This is a genomic window from uncultured Clostridium sp. (genome assembly GCF_900547735.1).
Taxonomy (GTDB): Bacteria; Bacillota; Clostridia; order Lachnospirales; family Lachnospiraceae; genus Otoolea.
The window spans coordinates 32,765-53,303 of the sequence record NZ_URHZ01000003.1 but is presented as its reverse complement, the minus strand read 5'-3'; the positions used below and the strand labels follow the sequence as shown (position 1 = coordinate 53,303).

Sequence of the window (20,539 nt, the reverse complement as noted above, 5' to 3'; positions counted from 1 at the left end):
CGGTGCAGGGAAAGAAAACCCTGCGCCGTTACTGTTCACACCCCAGCTAAAAGAAGCTGTGCTGCGAACAATAACACGCTTCGCGATGCACAGAAACGGCAAAAAACGCCGTTGATTGTAATGAAAAGTCCGCATCGCGCACTTTTCGTTGCGTCGCGCCGCAACCCTCGGGTTTGACCCAAGGGGGCCCGCTGTCTGTGACTTTCGCTACGCTCCACTCACAAAAAACACCTCGCGGAATACTACCTGTGAACAGTAACCTGCGCCCCTATTCACAAAAGAAAAAGATTTCTGCCGTATTCCCATTTTTTTATATAGGTGCTATAATGTCTGAAAGGTGTCTGCGATTGATATTTGCATGTGACGGCTAATACAATAATAAAGTGGAAAATATTAGAAACAGAGAACAGGAGTACATAACATGGAGCATTTAATTGTGCCGGCGGGATATGAACCGGCGATCGACCTTAGGGAAACCCAGATTGCAATTAAGATTATCAAAGATTTCTTCCAGAGGGAGCTGGCAAAGCAGTTGAATCTGACCAGGGTGTCCGCCCCTCTGTTCGTTTTGCCCGAATCGGGACTTAACGACAACTTAAACGGTGTGGAACGTCCGGTCCAGTTCGGGATTCTGGAGCAGGAGGACCGCCTTGCGGAGATCGTCCACTCCCTGGCCAAGTGGAAACGTATGGCCCTCAAGGATTACGGCTTCGGCAACGGAGAAGGCCTGTACACCGATATGAGCGCCATCAGAAGGGATGAGGATACGGACAATATCCATTCCATCTATGTCGATCAGTGGGACTGGGAAAAGATTATTAATAAGGAAGAAAGAACCAGGGAAAATCTGGAACAGATCGTGAAAGCGGTTTATAAAGCGCTGAAGGTGACGGAAGATTACATGGCTTACGAGTACGAGTATATCGGAAGATACCTGCCCGATCACATTGAATTTGTCACCACCCAGCAGTTGGAAGACATGTACCCCGACAGTACCCCGAAGGAAAGGGAGTACAAAATTGCGAAATTACATAAAGCGGTATTCATCGAGCAGATCGGCGATAAGCTGGCTTCGGGTGAGAAACATGACGGACGTGCGCCGGACTACGACGACTGGAAACTGAATGGTGATATTATCGTATATTATCCGGTCCTGGACATTGCGCTGGAGCTTTCTTCCATGGGCATCAGGGTAGATGAGGAGGCTCTGAAAGAGCAGCTTAAAAAGGCCGGATGCGAGGAGAGGGCGGAACTGCCGTTCCAGAAGGCCCTTTTAAACGGAGAACTTCCGTACACGGTCGGAGGCGGTATCGGACAGTCCAGAATCTGTATGTTCTTCCTCAGAAAAGCGCATATTGGCGAGGTTCAGGCGTCCATCTGGCCGGATGGAATACGCAGGGAAGCGGAGAAACACAATATACATCTGCTGTAACAGCGTAACAGTTCAGATAGGTCTGCGCATTTACTGCGCTGACCGTACAAAAAGGTAGTGGCAGCAAGCATTCGGCTCATCGCGTAGCGATTTCATTAGCCGAATGCCGTAACAGTTCATACTGTTTGAACTGTTACGTAACAGCAGAGTTAGGGGGAGCAAATGACGGACCAGTACGATGTAATCATAGTCGGAGCAGGCCCCGGAGGCTACACGGCTGCGGCAAAAGCAGCCGGTTTTGGCATGAATGTGGCATTGATAGAACAGGGAGAGCTGGGAGGAGTCTGTGTAAACACAGGCTGCGTCCCGGCCAAGGCCATGCTGCAGGCATCCGCTGTCTACGGAGATTTGAAGCACGCATCGCGATTTGGGATCAGCGTGAATTCGGTCGGCTTTGATTTAAAAAGAATGCAGGTGTACAAAGATGAATCGGTGGAAGAGTACAGGAGCATGATCCGCTCCCTTCTGAACCGGAAGAATGTTACGCTGATTCAGGGAACCGCAAAATTACATAAGGGCAATGTTGTGGAAGTGGAGGGAACGGATGGTTCCTTTTCCTGTGTTGGAAAGAATGTGATCCTGGCTACGGGAGCGGAGCCGGCGATTCCGGATATCCCGGGCGTCGATTTGCCACAGGTGCTGACAAGCCGTGATATTCTCCGGGCGGACGAATGGCATTTTGACCGTCTCGTCATCATCGGAGGCGGCGTAATCGGCATCGAGATCGCAACGATTTTCTCGGCGCTAGGTTCCAGGGTGACGTTACTTGAAAAGAGCAGTAAGCTTCTCGAAACCATGGACCCGATGATTTCCGACCAGTTGGAGGAATCCCTGCGCTCGAAGGGAATCGACGTGATATGCAATGCCTCCGTGATGGAGATACGCAGCCGCGGGGACGACAGCGTGGCGGTCAGCTACCGCGAGGAGGGCTCGTGGCAGGAAATTGCGGCGGACCGCATTCTTCTGGCGGTCGGCCGGAGGCCCGATATGAAGAAGGTCCTGGCGGAGGACTGTCAGGTGGAATTAAAAGACGGAAGACCGGTGGTTAAGGGGACCTACAGGACGACGCAGGAGAACGTGTATGCCATCGGCGATACGGTTGCGAAGATGCGTCTCGCCCATGTGGCGGCGGCCCAGGCTACCTATGTGATCGAGCATCTGACCGGGAAGGGGCACAGGATGCAGCTCACCGTCGTGCCCAACGGAATGTTTGTCGTGCTTCCGGTCGTCCCGACCTGTATTTATACGGATCCGGAGATAGCGGCGGTTGGATTTACCGAAGAAGATGCAAGACAGTATAATATGAAGGTAAAATGCGGCCAGGCCTTTATGGGAATCAACGGAAAGGCGATTTTGGCGAGGAAGAAGGCCGGATTTATCCGCCTTATCTTTGAAGCATATACGGATACCCTGGTGGGAGCACAGATTATGTGCCCGCGAGCGACCGACATGATCGGGGAGATGGCCACGGCTATCGCCAACGGACTGACGGCCTACCAGCTATCCACGGCAATGAGGGCGCACCCTACCTACAGTGAGACTATATCACTCGCCATTGAGGATGCCCTGAAAAGCTACGGGTGACCGGGGACGGAGAATGGTATCAGACAGCCGTTAAGACCGGCTGATATAAATGTATGAAAAAATGCAGGAGGAACGAAAATGGAAAATGCAGTCAGCACAAGAATTGCAGCACTCAGAAAGTTAATGGCAGAACGGGGAATGGACGCCTATCTGATTCCTACCGGAGATTTTCACGGTTCTGAGTATGTGGATGGGTATTTTAAAGCGCGTGAATTTATGACCGGTTTTACCGGTTCTGCGGGAACTGCTGTAATTACAATGGAGGAAGCCGGAGTCTGGACGGACGGACGGTATTTTGTGCAGGCAGGCAGGGAGCTGGCCGGAGGAGAAGTAAAACTGTTTAAGATGGGTGAGGAGGGCGTTCCCACCGTTGAAAAATATCTGGAGCAGACCATGAAACCGGGCGGCGTCCTGGGTTTTGACGGCCGTGTGGTAAATGACCTGATGGGTGAGGAACTGCAGGACAGCCTCTCATCCAAGGATATCTGCATTGCTTTTTATGAGGATCTGGTGGGTGAAATTTGGGAAGACCGTCCACAGCTTCCGAAAGAACCGGTATGGATTCTGGAAGATAAATATGCGGGAAAACCGGCTTCGGTAAAGATTGCCGAGCTGCGCGAAGCCATGGAGGAAAACCGCGCAACGGCCCATATCCTGACCAGCCTCGACGACATCATCTGGCTGCTGAATATCCGCGGCAACGATGTACCATGCACTCCGGTTGTGCTTTCCTATCTGATTGTCACAAGGACGGAAATATTCCTGTTTATCAACCAGGAGACGGTGAATGAAGAGGTAAGAACCTATCTGGGCGGACTGGGAGTCAAGATCTACGATTACAATGAGATTTACCAGTTTGTTCCGACCTTTAAAAATGAAACGGTGATGCTGGAGAAGGCCCATGTCAATTATGCGGTTTGCCAGAGCCTCGACAGCACGGTCACGGTCATTGATATGATGAATCCGACCGCTTCGGCAAAGGCCGTAAAGAATCCGGTCGAGATTGAGAACATGAAGAAGGTGCATATCAAGGACGGCGTTGCCATGGTCAAATTCATGTACTGGCTGAAGAACAACATCGGAAAAATCGAGATGGATGAGATCACGGCCGCCGCTTACCTGGATCAGTTGAGAAGTGAGCAGGAGGGAAATCTGGGACTCAGCTTCGGCACGATTTCCGCTTATTCCGACAATGCGGCCATGTGCCATTATGCAGTATCCGAGGAGAGCAATAAGAAACTGATGCCGAGGGGACTGTATCTGGTCGATTCCGGCGGACAGTACTACGAGGGCACCACGGATATTACAAGGACTTTTGCACTGGGAGAAGTGACCGAGGAGGAGAAAGAATATTTCACCATCGTGGCCTCCTGTATGCTCAGGCTGCTGAATATTAAATTCCCATACGGCTGCCACGGATATAATTTTGACTTTGCCGCCAGGGAGCTTTTGTGGAGACGCGGCCTGGACTTCAACCACGGAACGGGCCACGGCGTCAGCTTCCTTGGAAGCGTCCACGAGCGCCCGAACGGAGTGCGCTGGCGTGTTGTGCCGGAACGCCAGGATAACGCAGTATTTGAGGCGGGTATGGTCACTTCCGACGAGCCGGGCCTGTATTTCGAAGGCAAATTCGGAATCAGGACGGAGAACATGATGCTGTGCGTAAAAGCGGAGAAGAACGAGTTTGCCCAGTTTATGAAATTTGAGAACCTGACATGGGTTCCAATCGACCTGGATGCAATCGACGTAAAGTATATGGAACCGCGTGACAGAGAACTTCTGAATGAGTACCACAAAGAAGTTTATGCAAGAATTTCCCCGTATCTGAATCCTGAAGAGGCGGCATGGCTCAAGACGGCAACAAGAGAAATCTAAGTTACCGCAAGCAGGCAGAACAATAACAAATCTGAATGCCACAGGAATAACATCCGCATTGTTTATATATGATATAGTAACCAACTGTAATGAGAGGTTACAAAATAATGCAGAGATATGGACGTGGTTATGGAGATCTGCGCGCCTGTGAAGCAATAGGAACAGAGCCGGGCTATCTGCAGGTCAACGTAGTAAACAGTGAGAATAATTTTCCCGTACAGGGGGCAGACGTTACGATTCGGTATCAGGGTACGGAGAGACCGGAGGAGGTAGTCCGGACCAACAACTCCGGACAGACGGATTCCATTTCCGTGACGGCTCCCCCTGTTGAACTGAGCCTGAATAAGGATAACCTGATCAGGCCCTATTCCGAATATACGGTGTCTGTAACGGCTCCGGGATTCGAACCGATTACGGTAAACGGAACCGAGGTGCTGGCGGGGGTGACGGCAATTCAGCCGATACGGCTGATTCCTCTGGCCGATGAGCAGGGGACGCGGGAAGAGATAGATATCCCGGATCACACGCTCTATGGAACCTATCCTCCGAAGATTGCAGAGGATGAGATTAAACCGACCAATGAGACGGGCGAGATCGTTTTAAGCCGTGTGGTGGTGCCCCAGACGATTGTCGTCCATGACGGAGTGCCGTCCAACGCTTCAGCCAAGAACTATTATGTTCCCTACAGGGACTATATCAAAAATGTGGCGTCCAGCGAGATTTATGCAACCTGGCCCCAGGCGACGATTGTAGCCAATGTCCTTGCAATCATGTCCTTTACGCTGAACCGTGTCTATACGGAGTGGTACAGGAACCAGGGATATGATTTTACAATCACTTCCTCCACGGCGTTTGATCATAAGTGGATTTACGGCAGGGATACTTTTGACACCATCAATGTGGTGGTGGACGACATATTTGACAGCTACCTTTCCAGGCCGGGCGTGAAACAGCCTATCCTGACCCAGTACTGTGACGGAAGGCAGGTAACCTGCCCGAACTGGATGACCCAGTGGGGATCCTGTGATCTGGGAGAGCAGGGATACAGCCCGATTGAGATACTCAGGCATTTTTATGGAAACGACATGTACATCAACACCGCCGAGATGATATCGGGGATTCCGGCATCATTCCCGGGAACCAGCCTGACCGTCGGTTCCAGCGGTGATAAGGTGAGACAGATGCAGGAGCAGCTCGACACGATTGCCTCTGTGTATACATCCATTCCGCGCGTGGCGGTGGACGGAATCTATGGGCCCTCTACGGCGGAATCCGTAAAGGTGTTCCAGTCTATTTTCGGCCTGCCTCAGACCGGAGTGGTGGATTTTGCCACCTGGTATAAGATTTCACATATTTATGTCGGCATTACACGGATTGCCGAGCTTTCTTAAAGCGGAAATCCGCATGGATTTTTATTGGTGGCAATGAAAAGTTCGCGAAGCGTGCTTTTCGTTGTTAAATATAACGAAAGATAAGAAGGAGAAGTGCTATGAACAGCCTGTCTGCCAGGGAGCAGAAGAAGAAAGAGATTAAAAAAAACGGTGCGGGCTCCATCACGGAGGGCGTAATCTGGAAACAGCTTCTGCTGTTTTTCTTTCCGATTCTGTTTGGAACGTTTTTTCAGCAGCTCTATAACACGGTAGATGCTATTATTGTAGGACGGTTTGTGGGGAAGGAGGCCCTGGCGGCGGTAGGCGGCAGCACGGGAATGCTGATCAACCTGCTGGTCGGCTTTTTCGTCGGCCTTTCTTCCGGAGCAACCGTCATTATATCCCAATTTTATGGTGCGCAGAATGAGAATAGGGTCAGTGAGGCGGTCCATACCGCCATGGCCTTTTCTCTTGTCTGCGGCTTAGGAATGACTGTAATCGGCCTGCTTTTCGGACGGACAGCCCTGGAGGCAATGGGAACTCCGGAAGAGATTATGGATTATTCTCTTTCTTATTTGAACATTTATTTTGTGGGAATTATTACGAACCTGATTTACAACATGGGAGCCGGTATCCTGAGGGCGATCGGTGACTCCAAACGCCCTCTCTATTTCCTGATGGCCAGCTGCTTCACTAATATTGTGCTGGATGTTCTGCTGGTAGTTATTCTTAAGATGGAAGTGAGGGGAGCGGCGATTGCGACCGTATTCTCCCAGTTGGTCAGCGCGGTTTTAGTGGTGGCCGCCCTGATGAAGGCGACGGACTCTTACAAGCTGATTGTCAAAAAAATACGTTTAAATCTTTTCATGGTACAGCGTATTATCAAGATCGGGCTTCCTGCCGGACTCCAGTCGGTTATGTACGCCCTTTCCAATATTATTATCCAGAGCAGCGTCAACTCCCTGGGTACGGACACCATTGCAGCGTGGACTGCCTACAGTAAGATTGACAGCGTGTACTGGATGATTATCAGCGCCCTTGGAATTTCCATTACCACCTTTGTCGGACAGAACTACGGGGCGGGGAAGATTACGCGAGTCAAGAGAGGCGTCAATGTCTGTCTTGGAGTTACCGTAATCATTACCCTGATTCTCTGTACGGTCCTGTATCTTTTCGGAGGATATGTCTATCTTTTGTTTACAACGGACGTGGATGTTATAGCAAAGGGCATGGAAATCCTTTATTTCCTGGTGCCGACATTTATCCTCTATATTTGCATCGAGATTTTTTCGGGCGCGCTCCGCGGCGTGGGAGACTGCTGGATCCCGATGATCATGACGGCCCTGGGCGTCTGCACGCTCCGTGTTGTATGGATTATCATCGCAGTTCCGCTCCGGCCGAGTATTATCACCGTTATATTCAGCTATCCGCTGACATGGGGAATTACCACGGTGCTTTTCATCATTTACTATTACTGTTTCAGCACCCTGAAAAAGTTCAATGTGCCGCTGCCGAGACTGCGCAGGAAGAGGAGAAGAAGGCTGGAATAAGCAGCAACAAATGGTAGACACTTCAGGTTAATTGTGGTAATCTGTCTATAAGAGAACGAAATTATCAAGTTAACGTGAAAAATTCATTTTATTGTTTTTTTCACCGTGGTGAATAAGAAAGGATGAAAGCTATGGATTATGAACAGATGAATCAGGTTTACCAGGCGGAAGGATATGGCCGGGAGACACTGGGACAATATGTGGCAAAGACTTACCTTTGGATGTTTGCAGGACTGATGCTCACCTTTGCGGTCGCGATTGCAGGTTATTTATCGGGAGCGATTTTATTTGTCTTTGCAATCCCGTACGGACTGATTGTCATATCGGGACTGGAACTGCTTACCGTATTCTGGATGTCCGCCAGAGTCAATAAGATGTCGGTGGGCGCGGCAAGGGGAATGTTCCTTTTTTACGCGGCTTTAAACGGAATCGTATTTTCGGCCTACTTCCTGGTATTCGGAGCAGTGCAGCTTCTTCTCGTATTTGTGGCGACTTCCCTGTTCTTCGGAATTATGGCAGGCGTCAGCCTGATCTTTAAGATTGACATCAGCGGAATCAGACCACTTCTTGTGGGCGGTTTGTTTTTCCTGATCATCTTCGGCGTGCTGTCCATGTTCCTGAACCTGGGAGCCATGGAAACCGTTATGTGCTATGTGGGAATCGCTGTTTTCCTTGGGTTTACCGCATATGACACGGGCAAGATCAGAACGAACTATACTTACTTTGCAGGAAACCAGGAGGTACTGGAGAAAGCATCCATCTTCTCCGCACTGTCCCTGTATCTTGACTTTATCAATCTGTTCCTTTACATTTTAAGACTTTTGAACAGAAGCAGAAATTAAGGAGGCTGTCTCATAACAGCCCGTCCGGCCGGCGGCCCGCGATGACAGACAGGTAAAATCCTGGCTGGCATCACGGGTGCGCCGGCTTTTTATATCATAGGAAAATGCTCCTATGATATAAAAAGCCCTCCGGGCAGGATGCGCACTCACGTGAAGATGTAATATGCCGCTATGCGGCCGCGCTCGGCGCATGATTCCGGCGGCGCCGCGGTGTCATATCATGCAAGAAATTTTTCCTGTTCGGTGGTAGAATGACAAAAATGCCCGGGGCAGCGGAAAAAAGATACTCCGCGGTTTTTCCGGCGCAATCATACAGGAAGAAGGAGGGGGAGAAAATGCCTCATGAGGGGGAGCAGCGTCATATTTATTATGACAGTGATTTGAAATTAGAAGCGTATAATTTACGAGGGATTGTCCAGAAATTCCCCAACCATTTCCATGAATATTATGTGGTAGGGTTTGTGGAGGGCGGCAGCAGGCATCTCTGGTGCAGGGGCCGGGAGTACGATTTAACGGCGGGCGATCTTTTGCTGTTTAACCCGCGTGACAATCATTTCTGCGCGCCGGTCAATGGGGAACTGCTGGATTACAGGGGGATCAATATCGACCGTGATGTGATGGTGAGGGCGGTCGGCGAGATTACCGGCCGGGAATTTGTCCCTCATTTCACACAGAATGTTGTTTTTCACAGCGAACTGGCCCAGTCGGTGGGAGAACTGTATGATGCGATTCTGTCGCATGCGCCCGTGATGAAAAAGGAGGAGGCCTTCTTTTTTATGCTTCAGCAGGTACTGCAGGAATATGTGCAGCCCTTTGAGGAGGCGGACGTAACGGAGCCGGATCAGCAGATCAAGACGCTTTGTACCTATATGGAGGATCACTTCGACGAAAATATCACCCTTGATGAGCTGCTGTCCATGACGAATTTCGGGAAATCCTATCTGCTGCGTTCCTTTACAAAACAGGTCGGGGTTTCGCCTTACCGCTATCTGCAGACCGTGAGACTGGACCGGGCGAAGAAATTTCTGGAACAGGGGATACTGCCGATTGATGCGGCGAACATGGCCGGGTTCTCGGATCAGAGCCATTTTACGAATTTCTTTAAGGAGTTCATTGGCCTGACGCCGAAACAATATCAGAAAATCTTTACCGGCACGCCGCAGGCCGCCGCTAAGACGGAGGAGGATGAAAATGAAAAATAAATCTCTGGCGGGTCATATTGCCGCCTTTGTCACGATTCTGATCTGGGGGACGACATTTATATCCACCAAAGTGCTTCTTCAGTCCTTTTCACCGATCGAGATACTCTTTATCCGTTTTGTCATCGGATATGCGGCGCTCTGGTGCGTCTGCCCCCGCAGGCTGACCCTGTCCGACCGGAAGCAGGAGGGATACTTTGCACTGGCGGGCCTGCTGGGCGTGACGCTTTACTACCTGTTTGAAAACATTGCGCTGACGTATACGCTGGCGTCCAACGTGGGCGTTATTATCTCAATTGCCCCATTTTTTACCGTAATCTTTACCTGCCTGTTTCTGCATGAAGGGCGTCCCGGCCCGCGGTTTTTCTGCGGTTTTCTGATTGCCATGGCCGGAATCTTCCTCATCAGTTTTGACAGTAAGACGAAGCTGCAGCTCAATCCGCTGGGAGATATCCTGGCTGTGACGGCGGCGGTGCTCTGGGCGGCCTATTCTACACTGATGAAAAAAATTACGGGGTATGGCTATAATACCATCCAGACGACGCGGAGAATTTTCTTCTACGGAATCGGCCTGATGATCCCCGTCCTGTTTATTATGGACTTCCACGTGGAGCTTTGGCAGTTCTATGATATGAAAATGTTTTTAAACCTGATTTTCCTGGGGCTCGGCGCGTCGGCCCTCTGTTTTGTAACGTGGAACTTTGCCGTAAAGATGGTGGGTTCGGTGAAGACCATCATCTATATTTACATGGTACCCGTTATCACGGCCGTTACATCGGCCCTGATTCTTCATGAGAAGATGACGAAAGCGATAGTCGGCGGCATTGCCCTGACGCTGCTGGGCCTGTTTTTGTCGGAGGACAGAAGAGGAGCAGGGAGAAAGCAAAAGGAACACAGCCGGGGAGAACAGGATGATTTTTAGTTACTGTTCACAGGCCGCATCTCTTCATATACCTTCCTATAAATATCGGAGAAAACACTCCCCTTGTTCCAGATAAAAGTAAAGTCATGCTCCAACTGAAAATCCCTCAGGTTCAGAGGGCGGAGCGTTCCGGCTTCGATTCCCGGAAGAGCCGCGGCCTGATAGAGGAAGGAGATTCCCAAATCCTCTTTCAGCAGCTCCAGGATGACGTGGATGTTGCCTATCTCGGTAATATGGGCAAAATCGGTGATGCGGATATTTTTCATATCCAGGTGCTTTTCCAGGATATCCCTGGTGCCGGAACCGGTTTCCCTAAGTAACAGGTGTTCGTTCAGCAGATCACGGAGGCAGCCCGGCTCCTTTGAAAAGACGTGGCGGGCAGAGCAGACGGGGATGAACGGTTCGGTGCGGTAAATCAGGGAATCATATTCGGCCGTATCGTAATTGCCCTCCACCAGGGCAAAGTGGATATTCCCCGCGTGGAGCCTCTTTAAAAGGTCGTCCGTATTGGAGATGATCATGCTCAGGCTGACCTCCGGATGGCGGGTCAGGTAGGAGGCCAGGGGAGCGGAAATAACGGATTCCCCGATGGTCATCGTTGTTCCGAACCGCAGTGCAAGCCCGTGGGATGAGAGCTGGGAAAACTGCTCCAGCATAAACTGTTCATCGTTTTTAAGGGCTGTCGCCGTTCGGAGAAGTATTTCACCGGCAGGGGTGAGATGGATCTTCTTTCCCTCGTACCGGAAGAGTTTGACGTGGTACAGGCTTTCCAGATAGTGAATGTGCTGGGAAACGGCCGGCTGCGTGATGTGGAGCGCCTCGGCGGCCTTTGTATAATTCATATGTTCGCATACGGACAGAAACGTATTGACCCTGAAGTCCAACATAATAGATTCCTCCTGATATCAGCAGAGCCGTTCCGCTTTTGGAATGCGTTCCTGCTGTTTTTTATATTCCTGTAATCGGATCATGAAACATGTACGATAACGTATATTTATTGTAACATAAATATATATAATTTTACATTATTGAATTGGAGAGTTACCATATATTTCATAATAAAACAGATGCTTCAGCCTGAGAGTTTTATGAATTGGCGCTGAAAAGCCCGCAGAAGATGCTTTTTCGCGACGGGAGTGGAAAACAGGCGTCTGCATTACTTATTACAGATATAACAGGAGGAAATAAAATGGAGTTTATGAAAAAGAATGGAAAGGGCCTGCTTCTCTGCCTGGCGGTTGCGATTCCGTCCTGGTTTGCAGGAAAGTTATTCCCGGTGGTCGGAGGAGCCGTTATTGCGATTATTGCAGGAATGCTGATTACCATGTTCATCAGGGATAAATCACCTTTTGCGGGAGGCATCCGCTTTACCTCAAAGAAGATTCTGCAGTGGGCCGTTATCCTTTTGGGATTCGGGCTGAACCTTCACGTGATTCTGGAAACGGGAAGACAGTCTCTTCCGATTATCATTTCCACAATCACCACATCACTTGTAATAGCATTCATATTACATAAGACGATGCGCATTCCGTCCAATATCTCAACGCTGATTGGAGTCGGTTCCTCCATCTGCGGAGGATCGGCGATAGCGGCCACGGCGCCGGTCATCGACGCCAATGACGAGGAGGTGGCCCAGGCGATATCCGTTATCTTCTTTTTCAATGTCCTGGCCGCCATCCTGTTTCCTGTTTTCGGCAAATTTCTGGGCTTTGATACGACGACGGGCAATGCCTTCGGTATTTTCGCCGGTACGGCGGTCAACGACACCTCCTCGGTAACGGCCACGGCCGCCACCTGGGACAGCATGTGGAACCTGGGTTCGGCCACGCTCGACAAGGCGGTTACGGTTAAGCTGACCAGGACGCTGGCAATCATACCGATTACGCTGGTGCTTGCCTTTATCAGGGCGGAAAAGGAGGAGAAGGAGGATAAGGCTGAGGGAAAGAAAGTCAGCATGAAACAGATATTCCCATTTTTTATCCTCTATTTTATCGGGGCGTCCGTTATCACGACGATCGCGCTGCAGATGGGAGCTCCGGTGGGCATTTTTAATCCCGTCAAAGAGTTAAGCAAGTTTTTCATCGTCCTTGCGATGGCAGCAATCGGCCTGAATACGAATATTGTGGAGCTGATCCGGACGGGAGGCAAGCCGATTATCATGGGGTTCTGCTGCTGGGTCGGAATCACGGGAGTCAGCCTGGTGATGCAGAGAATGCTGGGAATCTGGTAGGAAGCGAACTTAAACTTTACAAACCCGCTCCGCGTGGTATACAATAATCATGACAAGTCCGCCCGGCAAAAGAGGCGGAGAGCCGTGTGCCGGACAGTCCGGCGAAAGGAGATGCCATGACGATTGCAGAGGTAAGTAAAATGTTTGAAATATCGGCCGATACACTCCGCTATTATGAGCGAATCGGCCTGATTCCTCCGGTGCCGCGCACAAAGAGCGGAATCAGGGATTATGACGAGAGTTCCCTCGGATGGATCCAGCTTATGAAGTGTATGAGAAAGGCGGGAGTTCAGATCGAGGCTCTTGTCGAGTATGTGGCCCTGTTTGAACAGGGGGAGGAGACTGCGGAGGCTCGGAAGAATATCCTCATTGAGCAGAGGGAGCAGCTCCTTTTGAGAATGGAGGATCTGAAGGTATCCCTGGAACGGCTGGACAGCAAGATTGAACATTATGAGCAGGGGCTCCGGCAGGTGGAGGAAAGCCTGAGGAAACCGGCGGAGATCGAGACTAAAAAGGGAGCCTGAAAACAGGAGCGCATCGCGGCCCGTTCCGCCTTACGGCGGCGGTTCCGACAGGGGGCGTTTTGGCCGCCGATTGCTACATATTGGTATTATTGTAAGAAAAGTGTCAGAAAAATTCACAATTTCTATATTGACTTACCCCGGAGGGGATTTGGTATAATGTTGGCGGAGCAACTATTATCCAGATGCCCTCCGGGGCTTTTTACGTAGACAGAGAAAACGGGCTTTTCTTTGAAAATACGGATGGAAGATAAATTTCATTGCCCCTTACCCGTGGATTATCAGCGGTAAGGCACCGGTGTGATGGAAGGTCTTCGGAAAGGAATGTATTTACTTTATGAAATATGGAAAACGTTTGACTGCATATACAATAGCAGGACTGCTGGGGCTTTCTGTATGCGCACAGCCATTCACCGCTTATGCAAAGGAGTGGGACAGGGTAGGCAATGTGTATCAGATGGTGGATGGAACCCCCATCCATGGCGTTCTTGCAAGAGGAATTGATCTTTCTTACTGGAATCAGAATGTAGACTGGAACCAGGTAGCCGCGGATGATGTGAAATTTGCGATGCTTGCGACCAGGTTCAGAGGGGAAGAGGATCCTTTCTTCAGCATCAATGCAAGGGGAGCGACCAGCGTCGGAATCAGTATAGGCGCCTATCTCTATTCCTATGCCACATCGGTGGAGATGGCCGAGCAGGAAGCCGACTTTATTTTAAATATCATTAAAGACTATCCGATCTCCTATCCGGTCGTATTCGACGCCGAGGACACCAACACGCTTGGAACACTGTCACCGTCCGAGGTCAGCGCCGTAATCAACGCGTTCTGCCGGAAGATTGAGGCGGCGGGGTACCGTCCGATGGTTTATGCCAACGAATACTGGATCAAGAACAAGATTGACATGTCGGCTCTCAATTATGACATGTGGGTGGCGCGGTACGGTGTCATGTATACATATGACAATCCGGCGATGTGGCAGGCCACCAACACCGGCTCCATCAACGGCGTCAATGGTAATGTGGACATCAACTTCCTCTACAGGGATTTTGCAAGCCTCATTCCCGCCAACACATGGAGGACAATCGGCGGCAATACGTACTATTATCAGAATTATACAATGCAGAAATCCACCTGGATCAACGACGGCCAGGGACACTATTATATGAATGCGGACGGAACTCCGGCCAAAGGCTGGATGACGTTCCCGGAGGGGCGCTACTATCTGGACGCCTCCAACGGAAAGATGGCCGTGGACTGGCAGAACCTGGACGGAGCCTGGTATTACTTTGACCCGTCGGGCACAATGGCAACCGGCTGGAGAGATGTGGGCGGAGCCAGGTATTATCTGGACGGCGAAGGCAGAATGCAGACGGGCTGGAGAGACATAGACGGAGCCAGATTCTATCTCGACAATTCGGGCAGGATGACGACCGGCTGGCAGGATGTGGACGGAGTCCGCTATTATATGGGAGCCGAAGGAAAGATGCAGACCGGCTGGGCGGAAGTAAACGGAGCCTGGTATTATATGAACGGCGAAGGAAAGATGCAGACCGGCTGGCAGGATGTGGAAGGCAAACGCTACTATCTGGATGCCTCGGGAACTATGAAGACGGGCTGGCAGGATATTGACGGAGCCAGATACTATTTCAGTCCTTCGGGAGCCATGAAGACGGGCTGGCAGAATCCGGACGGAAACTGGTACTGCTTAAGCGGCGACGGAAAGATGTTAACCGGCTGGCAGACCGTGGACGGCCAGTATTATTATATGGATGCAGCGGGCATTATGAAGACCGGCTGGCAGAATATAAACGGAAGCTGGTACTATCTGAACGACAGCGGAGCCATGCTGACGGGCTGGCAGGATATCGGCGGAGCCCGGTACTATCTGAACGACAGCGGGGCCATGCAGACCGGCTGGCAGGATATCGGCGGAACCCGGTATTACTTAAGCGACAGCGGAGCCGTGCTGACGGGCTGGCAGGATATTGGCGGAGCCAAATATTACTTTGACCAGACGAGCGGAGCCATGGCCGTGAATGCGGTTCTGGATTTTAACGGAGTTTCCTATCAGGCCGGAGCCGACGGAATCTGCAACCAGATCGCCGCGGACGGCGCAGACGCTGCCACACAGCAGGCGGCGCAGCAGACGGAAGAGACACCATCACAACAGGGACCTGGACACTGATTGCCAGGATAGATAAATCAAACAGAAGGGAATGAGAACCATGTAATCGTATCGCAGTAAAACGGACCGCAGCAAAAGGAAGCGTATCTCTTCTATCATGTAAAAGTGATGGAAGGTTTACAACGTATACCTTTCTGCCGCGCTGTTACCCGACAACTGTGATACATAAGGCATGGGGCTCGGTGCAGAGGCTGCGGGGAGTTCTATACCCCGCAGCCTCTTTGATGGTGTTTTGGAGTGCCTCGGCATTTCCGGGGAGCCGCCTTATCCGTATCACCTCAGAAAGTGAGGATGATATCATATGGAAGATATTATAAAATACCCAAGAACCCGGCACATAGAAGGATCGAGGATTCAGGCCGGGGATGAAGATTTAAACAGTGTGCCGTTTTCCGAAATCAGGGGACGTTTTGTGGTGCTGGAAGAGAAAGTCGACGGCGCCAACTGCGGCATTTCCTTTGACGGGAATGGGAAACTGCTCCTGCAGAGCAGGGGCCATTACCTGAACGGAGGATATGGCGAGCGGCAGTTTGCCCTTCTTAAAACATGGGCGGGCTGTTTTCAGGAGAAGCTTTACGGCCTTTTAGGAAACAGATATATTATGTACGGGGAGTGGCTCTACGCCAAACATACGGTGTACTATGACAGGCTGTCCCACTATTTTATGGAGTTTGATATTTACGACAAGGAGAGGAAGGTGTTCCTCAGTACAAAAGAGCGCCGCAGACGGCTTTTGCCTTACCCGTTTATTAAACAGGTTCCGGTGCTCTTTGAGGGGTGTCTCGACAGGGCGGAGGAGCTTACCTCACGTCTTGGAAGGTCTGCATTCAAGTCTGAGGACTGTCTTGCGTCACTGCGGGAAGAGTGCGGAAAAAGGAATTTATCTTTTGAGCTGGCGGCCCGCCAGACGGACGCAAGCGACCTGATGGAGGGAATCTATATTAAAATCGAGGAGGGGGAGGAGACAACCGGCCGATTAAAATATGTCAGGAGTTCCTTTTTAAATACCATCCTGGATTCCGAAACCCACTGGGCAGACCGCCCGATTATTCCAAACGGCCTGAGAGACGGAGCCGATCTCTTTGCAGAGGAGGTGCGGGAACGATGAAGAAACGTTTGATTGACCTCCCGGAGGAAAATGATTACGATTACGACAGGATGAAAACCCTGTTTCCGGAACTTGAGGCAATGAAAGAGGCGGAACAAAACCCGGCCTACCACGGGGAGGGGAATGCCGAAATACATACCAGGCTCGTGTGCCGGGCTGTGACGGAACTTCCGGAATGGGCCGGACTGGGAAGGGAGGAGCGGGGAATTCTTTATCTCTCCGCCCTGTTCCACGACATTGGAAAGCCGGTTTGTACAAAGCTTGAGAACGGAGTTTTTGTCTCCCCGAAGCACACGGTCACGGGTTCCAAAATATTCCGGCGGATGATTTATAAAAAATACGCCTCCCAATATGAGGCGGCCTTCCGTGAGAGAGAGGAAATTGCCTGGCTGATACGGTATCATGGCCTGCCCCTTCATTTCTGGGACCGGGACAGGGCGGAGGCCAGGCTGTGCCGGGCTGCCGAGAGCGTGCGTCTGCCGCTTCTTTATATGCTGTCCAAGGCCGATATCCTGGGCCGGATCTGTGAGGATACGGAGGATCTGCTCTGCAATGTGGAGTGTTTCCGGGAATACGGCAGGGAAATTAACTGCTATGAAGGAAAACCGGAGTTTGCGTGTGATTACACCAGATTTAAATACTATAATGCCGGTTTTGACGAAGGGAGCAGCCGGATCGGCCGCGGCACACCGCTATTTGACGAGACGGAATTTACCGTTTTCCTGATGGCCGGTCTGCCCCTCGCGGGAAAGGATACCTATATCGGGGAGCATCTAAAGGAAATTCCCATTATCTCGCTGGATGATATCAGACAGGAGTGGGGAGTAAGCCCCGCGGACGGTTCCGGCGCGGTGGCCGATGAGGCGCGGAAGAGGGCCAGGGTATTCCTGCGCAGAAAAGAATCCTTTGTATGGGATGCCACAAATACCGTGCTGAGTACAAGGCAGAAGCTGCGCCGCCTTTTTGAGGATTACGGCGCCAGAGTAATCACGGTCTACGTGGAGGCTCCGTATGAGGAGCTTTTAAGGAGAAATAAGAAGCGGGACAGAAGCGTGCCCGAGGCGGTGATTGACCGGATGCTTGAAAAGATGGATATGGTGGAGCCGTCGGAGGGTTACGGGGTTATCTATTCCGTTGGAGTCTGAGTTTCATGAAAGGCGGCCGCCGAAGCGGTAAAAAACCGGAAAGCAGCATCAGTTATGGCTGCTTTCCGGTTTTTTATTGGCGGATGTCTCACGGCTCTCTTCGACATCCTGGATAAAGGTTTCGTTCAGTTTCTTCTGGATCTCCACGTAGGTCTGAAGCTGCTCATCGCTGAAGGAACCGAGATTGTGATAGGTGCGCTTATAGCAGCGCTGTTCAAACTGGTTATGTCCCTCGTAGATGGCCCAGCCTTCCGGGGTGAGGTTTAAGTTATACTCGCGGTTGTTATCGACGTTTCTCGTCTGTTCGATCCAGCCTTTGCGGCGGAGCTTGCGCAGGATTTGGGAACAGGCGCTGGGAGTTTTCCTGAGGATCGCAGACAGTTCAACGGCTGTCACTCCCGGCTTTTCACCGACAAGATGAATGATCTTGGATTCCGCCTGATAGAGTACGGCCGTCCCGTAATCGTGAATCATCGAATCATATTCATGCATCAGGCGATATGATTCATCCAGCTCGTCAATCATTTCATGGTAAATTTTGCATCGCTCATCCATTGTAATTTGTCCTCACATTATAGATTCTGTTTCTGCAAGTATAATATGAATGACACCGGTTTGTCAAATTTGCAATGTATTTTTCAGATACAATTCATCATTTCTCAGAATCCAATTTCCCAGGATTCACCAGTTTTTTATTGAAAAAATGGAAAATTACATTTATAATGGAAAATCTGGGGTCGAAAATTGTCGAAGAAGGAGCTGCGTGATGACAGGCAACTGGATTTGGGTGCCGTATACGGCATTGGGATGTTACCTGTACTTATTGCTGTCCCTGCTGGCAGCAAAGAAAAACAGGGCAATCCAATCATTTATTATTTTACTTTGTGCAATGACATGCTGGACGGAAGGCTCTCTAATGATGCGTCTTATGTCCTGGCCGGGATATGAATTCTGGTATCATGCTTCTGTATTCGGCCTTCTTTTCACGGTATATTCATTCTATTACTGTGTCAGCGTTCTGGTTGGGATAGAGAAGCCGCCGCATTTGTGGCTGTGGTTAGCCGTCATACTGGCGGCCGGCATCTCCAATGCGGCTACCGGCTGTTTTGTGCCTGCTCCCACGGTGCAGTTTTTACCGGATGGAGGGAGGAGCTTTATTTATGTGATGTCTCCGGCCGTTATTTTGCTTTTCCTGCTTTGTCTTTTTATAATCGGGGATGCGCTCAGACTGTATTATCAAAGCCATGCCGACCGCAGGGTGAAGAAACAGCTTATTCCGCTTTTTGCCGGATACGGAGCCATGCTGGTGGGACATCTTTTAATCTGTCTTCCCGTATTCGCAGGAATTCCGCTGGATATCCTGTCCGGCATATTGAATGCGCTTTGTATTTTCTGGGTATTCCGGAGAAAACATCTGGTGCGTCTGACTCTGCTTCTGTCCAGGAACAACTGTTATCTTCTGGCTACCGGGCTGACGATGCTGGCGCTGTTTACCTGGTTTGAGGCGATAGAAGAAACACTTTTACGGTTTTTCCCTCAGGCGGGGAATATGACGCTTTTAATCAGTGCATCATCGGTGCTTATGACGCTTATTATCTATGAGCTTACCAGATTCGTGATCGACAGGACGTTTGTCTGGGATGAGTCGGTGCGTGCAGAAAAGCTGAGGGAATTTTGCTTTGATGTATCACAGTCATTCAATGAGACCGAAATACTGGGGCATATTTTCAGAATTATTCTCAATAATACGCCGACGGAGCGCGTATACGCATGTATGCTGAAAGAGGACGGATACCATATCTATGACAGCGGGACGGGAGAGATTAAGAAAGGGATAAAGTTTTCGGGAAGACTGGTAACGGATCTTCAAAATCATCCGGGATGCATGTCCGTCAGGGAACTGGAGCGCATGAACGCCTTTTATAAGATAAGCGAAGAGGAGAAGCGGTCACTGAAGGAAAAGAAGATCGGCTGTCTGGTGCCGCTGGGCAATGATGAGTATGCCGGTTTCCTGGCACTCTGCACAAAATCAGTGGGAACGGATTTCAGATACTACCGGTATGAGGAAATTGCATTTTTGGAATCGGTGGAATCCATCGCATCCATGGCCCTTAAAAACGCCGAATTATACGAAAAAGCCAGGATTGAGGCCAGAACCGATATGACGACCGGAATTCTGAACAGAAGGGCATTTTATGAGATTCTTGATGAAAAATGTGCGGAGAAGAAAGCAATGTTTTCCCTGCTTCTCATTAATCTGGACGACTTTAAACTGTATAACCAGCTCTACGGAGTGTCAAGCGGAGACACGGCCATCCGGGCCATGCACAGCTTTTAGCCGAAAAAGCGGGGAAAGAAAGTCAGGTTGCCAGATACGGCGGAAAAGAATTTGCGGTGATCCTGCCGGAAAAGGCGGCGGAGGAAGCGGAACGAATGGCACGCAGCCTGATGTTCAGCCTCGGAAAGGTAAATACGGGACGCGGCGGGCAGGAACTCAATATCCTGACGGCAAGCTGCGGTATCTGTTCCTTTCCAGATGGGGCGGATACGGCGGAAACGCTGCTGACCCATGC

Annotated in this window: 15 protein-coding genes and 1 pseudogene; 14 read left to right on the top strand and 2 right to left on the bottom strand. The window is 50.5% G+C overall.

Going from position 1 to position 20,539, the window contains the following annotated elements; translation table 11 throughout:
• Nucleotides 1-421: 421 nt before the first annotated feature.
• The 8 genes from asnA (at nucleotide 422) to QZT18_RS01490 (ending at nucleotide 10,774) form a co-directional block, all read left to right on the top strand.
• The gene (asnA, locus tag QZT18_RS01525) at nucleotides 422-1,432 is read left to right on the top strand and encodes an aspartate--ammonia ligase (RefSeq protein WP_125140116.1); all 1,011 of its coding nucleotides are present in this window, start codon (nucleotides 422-424) and stop codon (nucleotides 1,430-1,432) included.
• A 162-nt stretch (nucleotides 1,433-1,594) separates the two neighbouring features.
• The gene (gene lpdA / locus QZT18_RS01520) at nucleotides 1,595-3,016 is read left to right on the top strand and encodes a dihydrolipoyl dehydrogenase (RefSeq protein WP_294143712.1); all 1,422 of its coding nucleotides are present in this window, start codon (nucleotides 1,595-1,597) and stop codon (nucleotides 3,014-3,016) included.
• A 78-nt stretch (nucleotides 3,017-3,094) separates the two neighbouring features.
• Nucleotides 3,095-4,891, top strand: coding sequence for an aminopeptidase P family protein (locus QZT18_RS01515; protein WP_294143711.1), 1,797 nt, complete (start codon nucleotides 3,095-3,097; stop codon nucleotides 4,889-4,891).
• A 107-nt stretch (nucleotides 4,892-4,998) separates the two neighbouring features.
• Nucleotides 4,999-6,282 carry a peptidoglycan-binding protein gene (locus QZT18_RS01510; protein ID WP_294143710.1) on the top strand — a complete coding sequence of 428 codons (1,284 nt, stop codon included), beginning with the start codon at nucleotides 4,999-5,001 and terminating at the stop codon, nucleotides 6,280-6,282.
• Between the two features lie 98 nt (nucleotides 6,283-6,380).
• Nucleotides 6,381-7,811 carry an MATE family efflux transporter gene (locus tag QZT18_RS01505; RefSeq protein ID WP_294143709.1) on the top strand — a complete coding sequence of 477 codons (1,431 nt, stop codon included), beginning with the start codon at nucleotides 6,381-6,383 and terminating at the stop codon, nucleotides 7,809-7,811.
• A 131-nt stretch (nucleotides 7,812-7,942) separates the two neighbouring features.
• Nucleotides 7,943-8,653, top strand: coding sequence for a Bax inhibitor-1/YccA family protein (locus QZT18_RS01500; protein ID WP_294143708.1), 711 nt, complete (start codon nucleotides 7,943-7,945; stop codon nucleotides 8,651-8,653).
• Between the two features lie 335 nt (nucleotides 8,654-8,988).
• Complete coding sequence (locus tag QZT18_RS01495) at nucleotides 8,989-9,855, top strand: AraC family transcriptional regulator (RefSeq protein WP_294143707.1); 867 nt, start codon at nucleotides 8,989-8,991, stop codon at nucleotides 9,853-9,855.
• A complete protein-coding gene (locus QZT18_RS01490) occupies nucleotides 9,845-10,774 on the top strand; it encodes a DMT family transporter (protein ID WP_366925773.1) in 930 nt (309 codons plus the stop codon). The genes QZT18_RS01495 and QZT18_RS01490 overlap by 11 nt, the downstream gene beginning before the upstream one ends.
• On the opposite strand, the gene QZT18_RS01485 is transcribed toward QZT18_RS01490, so the two are convergent.
• A complete protein-coding gene (locus QZT18_RS01485) occupies nucleotides 10,771-11,661 on the bottom strand; it encodes a LysR family transcriptional regulator (protein ID WP_294143705.1) in 891 nt (296 codons plus the stop codon). The genes QZT18_RS01490 and QZT18_RS01485 overlap by 4 nt on opposite strands.
• 302 nt (nucleotides 11,662-11,963) lie before the next feature.
• Between QZT18_RS01485 and QZT18_RS01480 the strand changes: the two genes are divergently transcribed.
• The 5 genes from QZT18_RS01480 to QZT18_RS01460 all read left to right on the top strand — a co-directional run bounded on the left by QZT18_RS01480 (nucleotide 11,964) and on the right by QZT18_RS01460 (nucleotide 17,966).
• On the top strand, nucleotides 11,964-13,004 hold the full coding sequence (locus QZT18_RS01480; RefSeq protein ID WP_294143704.1) for a YeiH family protein: 1,041 nt from the start codon (nucleotides 11,964-11,966) through the stop codon (nucleotides 13,002-13,004).
• Between the two features lie 116 nt (nucleotides 13,005-13,120).
• Nucleotides 13,121-13,528: a MerR family transcriptional regulator gene (locus QZT18_RS01475; protein WP_294143703.1), complete on the top strand. Its 408-nt coding sequence runs from the start codon at nucleotides 13,121-13,123 to the stop codon at nucleotides 13,526-13,528.
• 334 nt (nucleotides 13,529-13,862) lie between these two features.
• Entirely contained in the window at nucleotides 13,863-15,713 is a 1,851-nt protein-coding gene (locus tag QZT18_RS01470) for a GH25 family lysozyme (RefSeq protein ID WP_294143702.1), read from the top strand.
• Nucleotides 15,714-16,014: 301 nt separating this feature from the next.
• Entirely contained in the window at nucleotides 16,015-16,821 is an 807-nt protein-coding gene (locus QZT18_RS01465; RefSeq protein ID WP_294143701.1) for an RNA ligase family protein, read from the top strand.
• On the top strand, nucleotides 16,818-17,966 hold the full coding sequence (locus tag QZT18_RS01460) for an AAA family ATPase (RefSeq protein WP_294143700.1): 1,149 nt from the start codon (nucleotides 16,818-16,820) through the stop codon (nucleotides 17,964-17,966). Before QZT18_RS01465 ends, QZT18_RS01460 begins: the two co-directional genes overlap by 4 nt.
• A 48-nt stretch (nucleotides 17,967-18,014) precedes the next feature.
• Here QZT18_RS01460 and QZT18_RS01455 read toward each other — a convergent pair whose 3' ends face one another.
• The gene (locus QZT18_RS01455) at nucleotides 18,015-18,521 is read right to left on the bottom strand and encodes a MarR family winged helix-turn-helix transcriptional regulator (RefSeq protein ID WP_294143699.1); all 507 of its coding nucleotides are present in this window, start codon (nucleotides 18,519-18,521) and stop codon (nucleotides 18,015-18,017) included.
• 49 nt (nucleotides 18,522-18,570) lie between these two features.
• On the opposite strand from QZT18_RS01455, the pseudogene QZT18_RS23425 reads away from it, so the two are divergent.
• A pseudogene (locus tag QZT18_RS23425) lies at nucleotides 18,571-20,531 on the top strand (GGDEF domain-containing protein); the annotation flags it as partial.
• Between the last annotated feature and the right edge of the window lie 8 nt (nucleotides 20,532-20,539).

What these genes read in the sequence shown, in the direction of transcription:
- asnA (WP_125140116.1), top strand. Translation starts at nt 422, where the DNA reads ATGGAGCATTTAATTGTGCCGGCGGGATATGAACCGGCGATCGACCTT.
- lpdA (WP_294143712.1), top strand. Translation starts at nt 1,595, where the DNA reads ATGACGGACCAGTACGATGTAATCATAGTCGGAGCAGGCCCCGGAGGC.
- QZT18_RS01515 (WP_294143711.1), top strand. Translation starts at nt 3,095, where the DNA reads ATGGAAAATGCAGTCAGCACAAGAATTGCAGCACTCAGAAAGTTAATG.
- QZT18_RS01510 (WP_294143710.1), top strand. Translation starts at nt 4,999, where the DNA reads ATGCAGAGATATGGACGTGGTTATGGAGATCTGCGCGCCTGTGAAGCA.
- QZT18_RS01505 (WP_294143709.1), top strand. Translation starts at nt 6,381, where the DNA reads ATGAACAGCCTGTCTGCCAGGGAGCAGAAGAAGAAAGAGATTAAAAAA.
- QZT18_RS01500 (WP_294143708.1), top strand. Translation starts at nt 7,943, where the DNA reads ATGGATTATGAACAGATGAATCAGGTTTACCAGGCGGAAGGATATGGC.
- QZT18_RS01495 (WP_294143707.1), top strand. Translation starts at nt 8,989, where the DNA reads ATGCCTCATGAGGGGGAGCAGCGTCATATTTATTATGACAGTGATTTG.
- QZT18_RS01490 (WP_366925773.1), top strand. Translation starts at nt 9,845, where the DNA reads ATGAAAAATAAATCTCTGGCGGGTCATATTGCCGCCTTTGTCACGATT.
- QZT18_RS01485 (WP_294143705.1), bottom strand. Translation starts at nt 11,661, where the DNA reads ATGTTGGACTTCAGGGTCAATACGTTTCTGTCCGTATGCGAACATATG.
- QZT18_RS01480 (WP_294143704.1), top strand. Translation starts at nt 11,964, where the DNA reads ATGGAGTTTATGAAAAAGAATGGAAAGGGCCTGCTTCTCTGCCTGGCG.
- QZT18_RS01475 (WP_294143703.1), top strand. Translation starts at nt 13,121, where the DNA reads ATGACGATTGCAGAGGTAAGTAAAATGTTTGAAATATCGGCCGATACA.
- QZT18_RS01470 (WP_294143702.1), top strand. Translation starts at nt 13,863, where the DNA reads ATGAAATATGGAAAACGTTTGACTGCATATACAATAGCAGGACTGCTG.
- QZT18_RS01465 (WP_294143701.1), top strand. Translation starts at nt 16,015, where the DNA reads ATGGAAGATATTATAAAATACCCAAGAACCCGGCACATAGAAGGATCG.
- QZT18_RS01460 (WP_294143700.1), top strand. Translation starts at nt 16,818, where the DNA reads ATGAAGAAACGTTTGATTGACCTCCCGGAGGAAAATGATTACGATTAC.
- QZT18_RS01455 (WP_294143699.1), bottom strand. Translation starts at nt 18,521, where the DNA reads ATGGATGAGCGATGCAAAATTTACCATGAAATGATTGACGAGCTGGAT.